The organism is Nocardia amamiensis (genome assembly GCF_015477605.1).
Classification (GTDB): domain Bacteria; phylum Actinomycetota; class Actinomycetes; order Mycobacteriales; family Mycobacteriaceae; genus Nocardia; species Nocardia amamiensis_A.
On record NZ_JADLQX010000002.1, the window covers coordinates 355,732 to 367,386 of the forward strand.

Annotated in this window: 14 protein-coding genes; 13 read left to right on the forward strand and 1 reads right to left on the reverse strand. The window is 69.4% G+C overall.

Annotation, left to right across the window (positions count from 1 at the left end; translation table 11 throughout):
- The first annotated feature begins 2 nt into the window (after window positions 1-2).
- The 10 genes from IU459_RS40465 to IU459_RS04245 all read left to right on the forward strand — a co-directional run bounded on the left by IU459_RS40465 (window position 3) and on the right by IU459_RS04245 (window position 8,056).
- Window positions 3-122, forward strand: a complete 120-nt coding sequence (locus IU459_RS40465; RefSeq protein ID WP_440446459.1) for a DUF6893 family small protein — start codon at window positions 3-5, stop codon at window positions 120-122.
- A gap of 22 nt (window positions 123-144) precedes the next feature.
- Window positions 145-462 (forward strand): hypothetical protein, encoded by a 318-nt coding sequence (locus IU459_RS04205; protein WP_195128080.1) that lies wholly within the window; start codon window positions 145-147, stop codon window positions 460-462.
- Window positions 463-475: 13 nt separating this feature from the next.
- A complete protein-coding gene (locus tag IU459_RS04210) occupies window positions 476-1,000 on the forward strand; it encodes a hydrogenase maturation protease (protein ID WP_324198733.1) in 525 nt (174 codons plus the stop codon).
- Window positions 1,001-1,003: 3 nt separating this feature from the next.
- Entirely contained in the window at window positions 1,004-1,246 is a 243-nt protein-coding gene (locus IU459_RS04215; RefSeq protein ID WP_195128082.1) for a HypC/HybG/HupF family hydrogenase formation chaperone, read from the forward strand.
- Window positions 1,243-3,630 carry a carbamoyltransferase HypF gene (locus tag IU459_RS04220; protein ID WP_195128083.1) on the forward strand — a complete coding sequence of 796 codons (2,388 nt, stop codon included), beginning with the start codon at window positions 1,243-1,245 and terminating at the stop codon, window positions 3,628-3,630. Before IU459_RS04215 ends, IU459_RS04220 begins: the two co-directional genes overlap by 4 nt.
- Window positions 3,631-3,646: 16 nt before the next feature.
- Window positions 3,647-3,973: a HypC/HybG/HupF family hydrogenase formation chaperone gene (locus tag IU459_RS04225; protein ID WP_067473178.1), complete on the forward strand. Its 327-nt coding sequence runs from the start codon at window positions 3,647-3,649 to the stop codon at window positions 3,971-3,973.
- Window positions 3,970-5,082: a hydrogenase formation protein HypD gene (gene hypD, locus IU459_RS04230; RefSeq protein ID WP_195128084.1), complete on the forward strand. Its 1,113-nt coding sequence runs from the start codon at window positions 3,970-3,972 to the stop codon at window positions 5,080-5,082. Before IU459_RS04225 ends, hypD begins: the two co-directional genes overlap by 4 nt.
- On the forward strand, window positions 5,075-6,151 hold the full coding sequence (gene hypE / locus IU459_RS04235; protein ID WP_195128085.1) for a hydrogenase expression/formation protein HypE: 1,077 nt from the start codon (window positions 5,075-5,077) through the stop codon (window positions 6,149-6,151). The genes hypD and hypE overlap by 8 nt, the downstream gene beginning before the upstream one ends.
- Before the next feature lie 121 nt (window positions 6,152-6,272).
- Window positions 6,273-7,307 (forward strand): HoxN/HupN/NixA family nickel/cobalt transporter, encoded by a 1,035-nt coding sequence (locus IU459_RS04240; protein WP_195128086.1) that lies wholly within the window; start codon window positions 6,273-6,275, stop codon window positions 7,305-7,307.
- The gene (locus IU459_RS04245) at window positions 7,307-8,056 is read left to right on the forward strand and encodes a DUF6390 family protein (RefSeq protein WP_228837292.1); all 750 of its coding nucleotides are present in this window, start codon (window positions 7,307-7,309) and stop codon (window positions 8,054-8,056) included. Before IU459_RS04240 ends, IU459_RS04245 begins: the two co-directional genes overlap by 1 nt.
- A gap of 71 nt (window positions 8,057-8,127) precedes the next feature.
- Here IU459_RS04245 and lexA read toward each other — a convergent pair whose 3' ends face one another.
- Window positions 8,128-8,856: a transcriptional repressor LexA gene (gene lexA, locus IU459_RS04250; RefSeq protein ID WP_195128087.1), complete on the reverse strand. Its 729-nt coding sequence runs from the start codon at window positions 8,854-8,856 to the stop codon at window positions 8,128-8,130.
- Window positions 8,857-9,132: 276 nt separating this feature from the next.
- On the opposite strand from lexA, the gene IU459_RS04255 reads away from it, so the two are divergent.
- The 3 genes from IU459_RS04255 to nrdR all read left to right on the forward strand — a co-directional run bounded on the left by IU459_RS04255 (window position 9,133) and on the right by nrdR (window position 11,655).
- Window positions 9,133-9,600: a hypothetical protein gene (locus IU459_RS04255; protein WP_195128088.1), complete on the forward strand. Its 468-nt coding sequence runs from the start codon at window positions 9,133-9,135 to the stop codon at window positions 9,598-9,600.
- A 122-nt stretch (window positions 9,601-9,722) separates the two neighbouring features.
- The gene (locus IU459_RS04260; protein WP_195128089.1) at window positions 9,723-10,976 is read left to right on the forward strand and encodes a hypothetical protein; all 1,254 of its coding nucleotides are present in this window, start codon (window positions 9,723-9,725) and stop codon (window positions 10,974-10,976) included.
- Window positions 10,977-11,184: 208 nt separating this feature from the next.
- Window positions 11,185-11,655 (forward strand): transcriptional regulator NrdR, encoded by a 471-nt coding sequence (gene nrdR / locus IU459_RS04265; protein ID WP_040780370.1) that lies wholly within the window; start codon window positions 11,185-11,187, stop codon window positions 11,653-11,655.

Below are 11,655 nucleotides of genomic sequence, written 5' to 3' on the forward strand. Positions count from 1 at the left end.
CGATGGAAAGGGTGGGAGTGATCTCGACGAGCATCGTCGCCGTGCTGGCGGCGGTGGGGCTGTACCTGGGTGTGCGGGCGATACCGGACCTGCGGCGATACCTGAAGATCCGGCAGATGTAGAGGACGACCGGAAAGGAACATCATGGGTGAGCAACGTGAAGAGCCACAGTCGGCTCGCGGCGCGCCGGGTTCGCGTGACACCGGCGCCGACACCGTCGCCGGAGGACCGGCCGACCGGGAACCGGGCGACATCGGCCACGAGGAGATCACCTCGGCCCACGGCACCGACACCGAAGGGGCGGCCGAGTTCACGACGGCGCCCCCCACCGGCGCCGAACCGGCGACCCCGCCCTTCGAAGGACGTAAGCAGACCGCCAATGCGCCCGACGAGACGGCAACGGGCAAGGTCGACGACGCGGAAGTCGGCGGCGCGACGGCGCCGACCGAAGGGGAGGAGTGAGCCGACGGCCACGGTGCTGATCGCCGGGATCGGCAACATCTTCCTGGGCGACGACGGATTCGGACCCGAGGTGGTGCGGCGCCTGCCGCACCACCCTGGCGTGCGCGCGGTGGACTACGGCATCCGCGGCATGCACCTCGCCTACGACCTGCTCGACCCCTGGGACGCGCTGGTGCTGGTCGACGCGGTGCCCGGCCGCGGAGCGCCCGGCCGCGTCGAGGTGTTCCGCGCCGCGCCGGAAGACGGCGACACCGCGCATCTCGACGCGCACGCGATGACTCCGGCCGCGGTCTTCGCCGGAGTGCGCGCGCTGGGCGGTGCGCTGCCGCCGACCGTCGTGGTCGGTTGCCAGGTCGCCTGCCTGGACGAGGGCATCGGCTTGTCCGCGCCGGTCGCCGCCGCGGTCGATGAGGCCGTCGCCGCCATCGGCGATGTGCTCACCGGGTTGCTCGGTGCACCGGTCGCGAGTCCCGGTGAAGCGGGGCAGCCAGGGGGCGCCTCGCCGCTTCCCCCGACCACGGTGCGACAGGAGGACTGACCCATGTGTCTGGGCATCCCGGGGCGGGTGGTGGAGATCCCCGAGGGCTACCACGACCAGATCGCGCTGGTGGACGTGTCCGGTGAGCAGCGGAAGGTCAATATCGGCCTGCTGGACGATGATCCGGCCCGACCGGGCGACTGGGTGATCATCCACATGGGCTTCGCCGTGGAGAAGACCGACGAGGCGGGCGCCGCGGCGGCGCTGGACGGGCTGCGCCTGCTGCAACGCGGAGACCTGCCATGACCGCCACGCGGCTGCGGCGGCGACTACTCGTGCGCGGCGTGGTCCAAGGCGTCGGGTTCCGTCCGTTCGTCTACACCACCGCGGCCGAGCTGGCTCTGTCCGGCAGCGTGAGCAACGACAGCAGCGGGGTCGTCATCGAAATCGAGGGCGCGCAGGCGGATCTGGACGCGTTCACCGAGCGGTTGCGCCTGCGGCCGCCCCCGCTGGCCGTGATCGAATCGGTCGACCAAGCCGAGATCGCGGTGCGCGGCGGCACCGGCTTCCATATCGCCGGGACCACCAGCGACGGCAGCGGTCGCACGCTGGCCTCGCCCGATGTCGCGATCTGCGCCGACTGCGAACGTGAGCTGCGCGATCCCCAGGACCGCCGCTATCGCCATCCGTTCATCAACTGCACCAACTGTGGTCCACGGTTCACCATCATCGCGAGCCTGCCCTACGACCGAGAGCGGACGTCCATGGCGGACTTCGCCATGTGTGACCGCTGCGCACGGGAATACGCCGATCCCACCGACCGGCGCTTTCATGCCCAGCCGATCGCCTGCCCCGACTGCGGCCCGGCACTGGCCTACTCCGGCCCCGGTAGCGGTGCGCCGCCTGCGGCCGCGCGGGAACTGCTGCGCACGGGCGGCATCCTGGCGGTCAAGGGCATCGGCGGGTACCACCTCGCCTGCGACGCCGCGAACGATGCGGCCGTCGCCGAGCTGCGCAGGCGTAAACGCCGCGGCGACAAGCCCTTCGCCGTGATGGTGCCCGACCTCGCCACCGCCCGCGCCATCGTCGAGGTCGACGACGCGGCCGCGGCGCTGCTGACCAGCCCGGCCCGGCCGATCGTCCTGCTCGCCCGCCGGTCCGCGCCCGTGCGATCGGCCGGCGCGCTTTCGGGAGCGGCGGCGTCCCCCGCTGCCGTCGGACCGTCGATGGCCGCAGGATCCGTTGCACCAGGCGACGCCGTTGCCGAAGCTCGGTGTCCGGTCCCGGCCGCCTCGGTCGCGCCCGGTAACCCGGACCTGGGCGTCATGCTGGCCTACACTCCGCTGCACTTGCTGCTGTTCGGCCTGCCCGGCGATCCGCCCGGCCCACAGGTGCTGGTGATGACCTCGGGCAACCTCGGTGGCGAACCGATCTGTTACGAGGACGACGACGCCCGCACCCGCTTGGCCGGACTGGCCGACGGGTGGCTGTCGCACAACCGGCGCATCCTGGTGCCCTGCGACGACTCGGTGGTGCGCGCGCTCGACGGCCGCGAGCTGCCGGTCCGGCGCTCCCGCGGCTACGCGCCGCTGCCGCTGATGCTGCCGGTGCCGCTGCCGCCGACGCTCGCGGTCGGCGCGGATCTGAAGAACACCTGCGCGGTGGCCGACGGACGCTATGCCTGGCTCAGTCAGCACATCGGCGACATGGATGATCTGGCGACTCTGCGGTCCTTCGACGCCGCGCAGCGGCACCTCGCGGAGCTCACCGGTGTCCGGCCCGCGCAACTGGTCGCCGACGCGCATCCCGGCTACCGCTCCACCGCCTGGGCGCGCAGGCACGCGGGCGAGCGATCTGTGTACACCGTGCAGCACCACCACGCGCACATCGCCGCCGTGATGGGCGAGCACGGCCTCGGCCCCACTGAGCGAGTGGTCGGGATGGCCTTCGACGGCACCGGATTCGGTCCGGATGGTGCGGTGTGGGGCGGCGAGGTCCTGCTCGCGGGCTACAAGGGTTACCGGCGCCTGGCCCACTTGAAGTATGTGCCGCTGGCGGGCGGCGATCTCGCGGTGCGCAGGCCCTACCGGATGGCACTGGCGCACCTGTGGGCGGCCGGGATCGACTGGACGGAGGACATTCCCGCGGTCGCCGCGTGTCCGGTCGCCGAGCGATCGGTGCTGGCCCATCAGTTCCGGACCGGGCTGGGCTGCGCGCCGACCTCGAGCATGGGCCGGTTGTTCGACGCGGTGTCCTCGCTGTGCGGCGTGCGGCACGCGGTCGACTACGAAGCCCAGGCGGCGATCGAGTTGGAGGGGCTGTCGCGCCGCGGCGGGGAAGGCGCCACCGAATACCGGTTCCACATCGAGGACGGCGATCCCGCCGCCATCGATCCCGCGCCGGTGCTCACGGCCGTGGTGGCCGACGTGCGCGCCGGTGAACCGGCCGAGGTGGTGGGCGCGCGGTTCCACGCGGCCCTGGCCCGGTTGGTGCTCGATCTCGCACTCCGCTACGCCGCCCCCGCGACGGTGGTCGCGCTGTCCGGCGGAGTCTTCCAGAACGCCCTGCTGCTCGCACGCTCGTGTGCGCTGCTGCGGGACAACGGTTTCACCGTGATCACCCACCGCCGACTGCCGCCCAACGACGGCGGCCTCGCGTTCGGGCAACTCCTCGCCTGCAGCGAGGGATGAGCGAAGGAGAACAACGATGTGTCTTGCGGTACCAGGCAAAGTGCTCAGCCTGCACGAGCGGGACGGCACGTTGATGTCGGTCGTCGATTTCGGCGGTGTGCACAAGGACGTGTGCCTGCAATACATCCCGGACGCGGCGGTCGGCGACTACGTCGTGGTCCATGTCGGCTTCGCGATCCAGCGGCTGGACGAGGAGTCCGCGCTGCGGACCCTGGCCGAGTTCGAGCACTTGGGCGTACTGAACGAGGAATTCGGCGACGGCTTCGAGATCGCCGCGAAGCAGGCGGGTGTGCAGAACCCCGCCGCCGAGCCACCACGCGAGGAACCGGAGGCGACGTCATGAAGTACCTGGACGAATTCAGCAACCCCGAGCTGGCCGGACGCCTGCTCGAGCGGATCCGCGCCGCGACCACCCGCCGCTGGGCGATCATGGAAGTCTGCGGCGGACAGACCCATTCGATCATCCGCCACGGCATCGACCAGCTGCTGCCCGACCAGATCGAGATGATCCACGGCCCCGGCTGTCCGGTCTGCGTCACCCCGCTCGAGGTGATCGACAAAGCGCTGGAGATCGCCGCGCAACCGGGCGTGATCTTCTGTTCCTTCGGTGACATGCTGCGTGTGCCCGGCAGTTCGAAGGACCTGTTCCGGGTCAAGAGCGAGGGCGGCGACGTCCGGGTGGTCTACTCCCCGCTGGACGCGCTCAATCTGGCGAAGGAGAATCCCGACCGCGAGGTCGTGTTCTTCGGCATCGGTTTCGAGACCACCGCCCCGGCCAACGCCATGACGGTGTACCAGGCGAAACGGCTCGGTATCCGGAATTTCTCGCTGCTGGTGTCGCACGTGCTCGTCCCGCCGGCCATTGGCGCGATCATGGAGTCACCCACCTGCCGGGTGCAGGGTTTCCTCGCCGCCGGGCATGTCTGCACCGTGATGGGCACCGACGAATATCCGCCGCTGGCCGAGAAGTATCGGGTGCCGATGGTGGTCACCGGCTTCGAGCCGCTGGACATCCTGGAGGGCATCCGGCGCACCGTGCTGCAACTCGAGTCGGGCAGGCACGAACTGGAGAACGCCTATCCGCGGGCGGTGTCCGCGGCGGGCAACCCCGCGGCGAAGACCATGCTGCAGGACGTCTTCGAGGTCACCGACCGGGCCTGGCGCGGCATCGGGATGATCCCGGGCAGCGGCTGGCGGCTGTCGGAGCGCTATCGCGAATTCGACGCCGAACAGCGGTTCGCCGTGGGTGACATGCATACCGCCGAGTCGACGATCTGCCGCTCCGGTGAAGTGCTGCAGGGGTTGATCAAACCGAACGAATGCGCGGCGTTCGGCAAGCAGTGCACGCCGCGAAACCCGTTGGGCGCCACCATGGTGTCCTCCGAAGGCGCGTGCGCCGCCTACTACCTCTACCGGCGGTTGGATCTGCCCGCGGAGGTGGCCCATGCGTGAGGAAGCCACCGCCCCCGCCACGATCGACATGGAGGGCTGGGTCTGCCCGATGCCGCTGCGGGACTCGCCGAACATCGTGATGGGGCACGGCGGCGGCGGCGCCATGTCCGGCGAACTGATCGAGCATCTGTTCCTGCCCGCGTTCGGCGCGGCGGCGCACGCGGATATGGGCGACTCCGCCGTGGTCACGCTCGGTGGTGCACGGCTGGCGTTCTCCACCGACTCGTTCGTGGTCAAGCCGATGGTGTTCCCCGGCGGCACGATCGGCGAGCTCGCGGTCAACGGCACGGTGAACGATCTGGCCATGGCCGGTGCGCGCCCGATGGTGCTGTCGACGGCGTTCATACTGGAGGAGGGCACCGCGCTCGCCGACATCGCCCGCATCGCACAGGACGTCGGCACCGCGGCCTTGGCGGCGGAAGTGCGGCTGGTCACCGGCGACACCAAGGTGGTCGACGCCGGGCATGGCGATGGTATCTACCTCAACACCACCGGAATCGGTCTGGTGGACCCCGGCGTGGACATCCGGCCGCAGCGCGCGACCGCAGGGGACGTCGTGCTGGTCAGCGGCGACATCGGCGTGCACGGCGTGGCGGTGCTCAGCTGCCGCGAGGGACTGGAGTTCGGCACCACCGTGCTCAGCGACACTGCGCCGCTGCACGGCTTGGTCGCCGCGATGCTGGCCACCGGAGCCGACGTGCACGTGCTGCGCGATCCCACGCGCGGTGGCGTCGCGGCGTCGCTGAACGAGATCGCGCGAGCGGCGAATGTCGGTGTGGCGCTCGATGAACGGCATCTTCCGGTGCCCTACGCGGTGCGCGACGCCTGCGGGCTGCTCGGACTTGACCCGATGTACGTGGCCAACGAGGGCAAGCTCTTGGCGTTCGTCGCTCCCGAGGACGCCGACCGGGTGCTCGCGGCTATGCGGGAACATCCGCTGGGCGCGCAGGCCGCGGTCATCGGCCGGTGTGTCTCCGAGCATCCCGGGATGGTGGTTGCCCGCACGGCGCTCGGCGGCACTCGCGTGGTGGATCTGCCTGCAGGCGAACAGCTTCCGCGAATCTGCTGACCCCGGCGGGTTCGGCGGAGCCCGGAGCGAGAAGGCGAGGTGCGTCATCGTTCGGATCGCAGACACGCGCGCGGCGTCGCGGGGCCCGTCGGCCCGGCGGCAGCCGCGCGGCGTCGCCGGGATGGCGTCGGTCGTCGTCACGTTGCACGTCGTCGGGTGGGTGGCGCTGCTGCTCCTCGTCGTTCCCGGCGGATACGTCGTGGACGGTGCGGTGTTCGGCGTCGGTCTCGGCGTCGCCGCCTACACGCTCGGCATGCGCCACGCCTTCGACGCCGATCACGTCGCCGCGATCGACAACGTCACCCGCAAGCTGAGGGCGGAGGGCCGGCAGCCGCTTTCGGTCGGGTTCTGGTTCGCCCTGGGCCATTCCACCATCGTTTTCCTCCTCGTCGCGCTACTGGCGTTCGGCGTCAAGTCGCTGGCAGGCGATCTGCGCGACGAGGATTCCGGACTGCACCGATGCACCGGGGTGTTCGGTGCCGGCGTGTCGGGAACCTTCCTCCTCGCTATCGGTCTGCTGAATCTCATCTCGCTGATCGGTATCTGGCGGGTGTTCCGCGGCATGCGTCGAGGCAGCATCGATGAGGCGGCGCTGCGGCGACATCTGGACGACCGCGGCGCACTGCACCGGGTGCTCGGACCGATGACCCGCGCGGTGCGCGCACCATGGCAGATGTACCCGGTCGGGTTGCTGTTCGGCCTGGGCTTCGACACCGTCACCGAGGTGAGCCTTCTGGTGATCGCGGGCGGCGCGGCGGCGACCGACCTGCCGTGGTACGCGATTCTGGTTCTGCCCGTGCTCTTCTCGGCGGGTATGACGCTGTTCGACGCGTTGGATGGTGCGTTCATGAACTACGCGTACGGGTGGGCGTTCGCCGGACCGCTACGCACGATCTACTACAACATCGTGGTGACCGGGCTGTCGGTCGCGGTCGCCCTGCTGATCGGCCTGCAGGAGTTGATCTCGCTGCTGGCCGAGGAACTCGGCATCGCCGACGGTCCGCTGGCCTGGGTCGGTGGTCTGGATCTCGGCGCCATGGGTTTCCTCGTCGTCGGCCTGTTCGTATTCACCTGGGCGGTCGCCGTCGCGGTGTGGCGATTCGGCCGGCTCGACCAGCGGTGGGCCCCCGACCGCCGCGGTGAAAGGGTCTGCTGATGTCCAGTGGCGGAGCGGAGATGTTCGCCCGGTACGCCTACGAGCCCAATCGGCTCGGCTACTGCGGGCCACCGGGCGCGGCCGCCTTGCGAGACGGGTCGGATGAGCAAGTGCGTGCGGTGGCGCGCCGGTTCAGTGGCGCGTGGCCCTATCTCCAGGTGATGGCGACGATGACCGGTATCGCCGATCCGCTGGATCGCCGTCTGGTCGAGTCCTATTGGCTGGGCGGCGGGGTAGGCGCGGCGCTGGACCCCGCCGAGTTCACCGCCGAGCTGCTGGCACTCCTCGGCCCGGTCGCGGGCGGGTACTGGACGCATCTCACCCCGCAGTTGGCCGAGGAAGCGGGGGCCAACCACTGCTTCCACGTCTTCGGCGTGTACCCATGGTCCCGGCTGCTCGGCCATGGCCATGAGTATCCGCTGCATGTGCTCGACAGTTGCCGGATCACTTGGGGGACGGTGCTCGACCGCACCGGCAACGAGATCGGGCTGCGTTGTCGCAGGCTCGGCTGGGACGGACAGCGCCTGGCGTTGTCACCGGAATCGGTGCAGCCCGTGCCGATTCGGGTGGACGGATATGCCGCGGTGCCGGATGTGTCAGTGGGGGAGCGGGTCGCGGTGCACTGGGGGCGACTGTGCGGACGTCTCGACGCTGTACAGGTTCGCGGCTTGGAGGCGATGACAACGCGTCAGCTGGAAGTGACCAACCGCCGGCTCGCCCGCTCGACGGCGCGGCCGGTCACTCGGTGATGTGATCGGCCGCCGGGACGTCAATGGCCGCGCGGATCACCGCGCGGCCATTGTCGTTCGCCCCGAGATGATCAGATCTTGCGGATGACCGTGACGACCTTGCCGAGGATCTGCGCGTCGTTGCCGGGGATCGGCTCGAAGACCGGGTTGTGCGGCATCAGCCAGACGTCCTTACCGGTGCGCTTGAAGGTCTTCACCGTGGCCTCGCCATCGATCATCGCCGCGACGATGTCACCGTTGTCGGCGACGTTCTGCTGGCGCACCACGACCCAGTCGCCATCACAGATGGCGGCGTCGATCATGGACTGACCGACAACCTTCAGCAAGAACAGCGAACCGTCGCCGACCAGTTCGCGCGGCAGTGGGAAGACGTCCTCGACGGCCTGCTCGGCCAGGATCGGGCCACCGGCGGCGATGCGGCCGAGCACCGGGACGAACGTGGGCACCGGCCGATCGGCCTCGGCGACGGCCGCGGTGTCGTCCACCGCGGTGACCGGCAGGCTGGTCACCGACCGCACCACTTCGTCCAAGCCTCGGACGTCCACCGCGCGCGGCCGGTTGGGATCGCGGCGCAGGTAGCCTTTGCGCTCCAAGGCCCGCAGCTGATGGGCCACCGACGAGGTGGACGTGAGGCCAACGGCGTCGCCGATCTCCCGGATGCTCGGCGGGTAGCCGCGCTCGCTCACCGAGGTCCGGATCACCTCCAGCACTTTGCGCTGACGCACGGTGAGATCCGCCCCGGTCCCCGTCGAGTCGGCGCCGATTTCGGTCTCGTCACCCGTGTCGTCTGTGTGCCTCACCGCAACCGCCCTTTCTTGCTGTGCCCGGCCGGTCCGCCCGGCGTGTGTGTTCCTGGCTTGTCAAGTCTTCGGTCCTTCGAATCTAGTCCGGTTACGCCGATGTATCAAACATCTGTTCGACGTATGTCGGGCGTTTCTGGTGACTTTGTGGACCGGGCGTGGTAGAAATCGAACATCAGTTCTTCGAACACTTGATCGAATAGAGCGCGAACAAGTGTTCGAATGGCGAGCATCGGCTCGAACGGCGGCGGAGCACCCACTACGGAGGTTTGTCCGATGAGCACTGCGATCAGCGAGATCACCCCATCGATCGGCAAGACGGACGCGGCGCTCGACCGCCGCAGCGCACACCTGGACGCGGCGGCAGACGATCTCGGCTATGACACCGCCCGGCGACTGCTGCACGGCGGCGCGCGATCGCGGGCGCTGACGCCCACGCATCGGTCCGCGGTCGATCGGCGCCCGCGGGATTCGCGCCCCGGCGGCGGTGTGGTCGGATATGGCGGCGGAGCAAGGGCTTTCGGGCGGCAACGAGCCTCCGGCGCGCATCCGATGCGTCGCGTCGAGCAGGCGCAGATCGGGTTCGCCGCGCTCGCCGTCGCGGCGCTGCTCACCGCCTTGGTGGTGGCGGGACTGATCGCACTGGCGCATGCGCGGGCGGGTGAATGGGGCGGTGCGTCCGGTGGATCGGTCCCTGCGGTGGTGGACGGTACCGCCGGGCACGGTGCTGAGCACCCGCGCTGACCGGGGGAATCGGCCACCGGAGGCGGCCGGAATTGTTGATCATCAAACTAGAACGTGTTGCTACCGTGCTGGAAACGTGATCTGGGCGACACTGCCCGAACGAGATCGGGACCTTTCAGCACATGACACTTCTCGCCGCAGGCCGCTCGGCCCGGGTCTTCGCACGGGCGGTCGGATTGTCCCTCTGTCTCGTCTTCGGATTCGGCGCGCAGCCGGCCGCACATGCGGAGCCCGTGTACGCGGCCTACCTCGATCTGCCCTCCGTCAACGGAGACGGTGTGGGCGCGGGTGGCCTGAATCCCCTTCTGCCGTTGGACGAAGCAGTTCTAGCGGAGGCGGTGCGGCAGGCGCGGAGCCACGGCGTCGCTGCACGCCGATATGCGACGCTGCTGCACCAGTATTGGTTGGTTGTCGCCGCCCGCAACGCTGAAATCGACCTAGCGGCTTGGGATCCCGGTCGTGGGGCGCGGGCGAATGAACGCACGTTCAATCAGGTGTACGTCAACTACCTGCGACTGGCCATCCAGCATCCGGAGTTCTATTGGGCGGGCCTGGCCGGGATCGCGGGTGGATCGTTCGCCTCCGGATTCTTCGACATGAGCGACGTGGGTGTCGCGCTCGACGTCCCCGGCATCCATCAGCTCGGCAACGCGGTGGCCGATCTGCTGCGCGCCACCCCGCCGGAATTGGTACAGGCGCTGCCGGAGGACATCCGGCTGCTGGCCACCGAGGGCTCCCGGCTGAGCGCCGGGGACGTCGCCTGGTACCAGACCCGTTTGATGATCATGCAGAAGCACATCTTCACGGACCTGGTGCCGATGCACGAGGCGTACGTCGCACTCGGTATGCCCGGCATCGAGGAGATGTACGCGGCGGGCTTGCTCGACGACGACATCCGCACCGCCTGGCAGTCGATCGCCGCGGGCACCCGGAACGGCTGTATCGACGCGCTGATCCGGATGACCGACCGGGAGCAGAACCGCATCGTCGCCGACCAGTGGGACGAGACGGCGGCGGGCCGCTCACCCATGGGCCGGGTACTGACCTATGTCAGCACCGTCGCCGGCAAACCCGGCGTCCCGGGCGTCCGCGCACCCGGTGTCTTCGCCCCGATCACGGTCCGCGCCGACGTTCCGGGCCGCATCCTGGCGCTGCGCGCACCGCTGCCCGACTTCAACTGGGCCGACCAGGAGACCCGCTGGAACTACATCACCGGTGACCTGGTGCCGCGCCACATCGATATGGAAACCGACCCGGTACTGGCCGGCGCCGTCCTCGGCGAGCCGTTCTGGAGCAAGCTCGCCCGCGGCCGTCTGGCGGCACGGCTGCCGGACCTGCTCACGGACTTGACCGGGCACTGGCAGATCGCCGGATGAGTGCGCCGATCCGGCTTCGACCGGGGTGAGCGGGACGTTCCGGGCACCCGGGCGGGTATTCTCGAAGTGTTATGCAGGTATTCCGCGTGTCGAACGGGGAATACTTGGTGCCGGGGTATAGACCTCTGTACACGTGCTCGCCGGAACGATCACCGCTATCGGTAGCCGGTCCGGACGCGAGCACGCGCATCGACGAAGGATTTCTCGGATGCATTGCCCGTACTGCCGACACCCAGACTCCCGGGTCGTGGACTCGCGCGAGGCCGACGAAGGCGCGGCCATTCGCCGTCGCCGCGCCTGTCCGCAGTGTGGGCGGCGGTTCACCACGGTGGAAACCGCGATCCTGTCCGTGGTGAAGCGCAGCGGGGTCACCGAGCCGTTCAGCCGCGAGAAGGTCATCCGTGGCGTGCGCCGGGCGTGCCAAGGCCGCGAAGTCGACGACGACGCGTTGAACCTGCTCGCGCAGCAGGTGGAGGACACGGTGCGCGCCAAGGGTTCTCCTGAGGTGCCCAGCCACGAGGTGGGCCTGGCCATTCTGGGGCCGCTGCGCGACTTGGACGAGGTGGCCTACCTCCGGTTCGCCTCGGTCTACCGGTCGTTCACCTCGGCGGAGGATTTCGAACGCGAGATCCTCCAGATGCGCCAGGCGCGCGCCGAGGCGCTGTCGGCCGCCGACTGA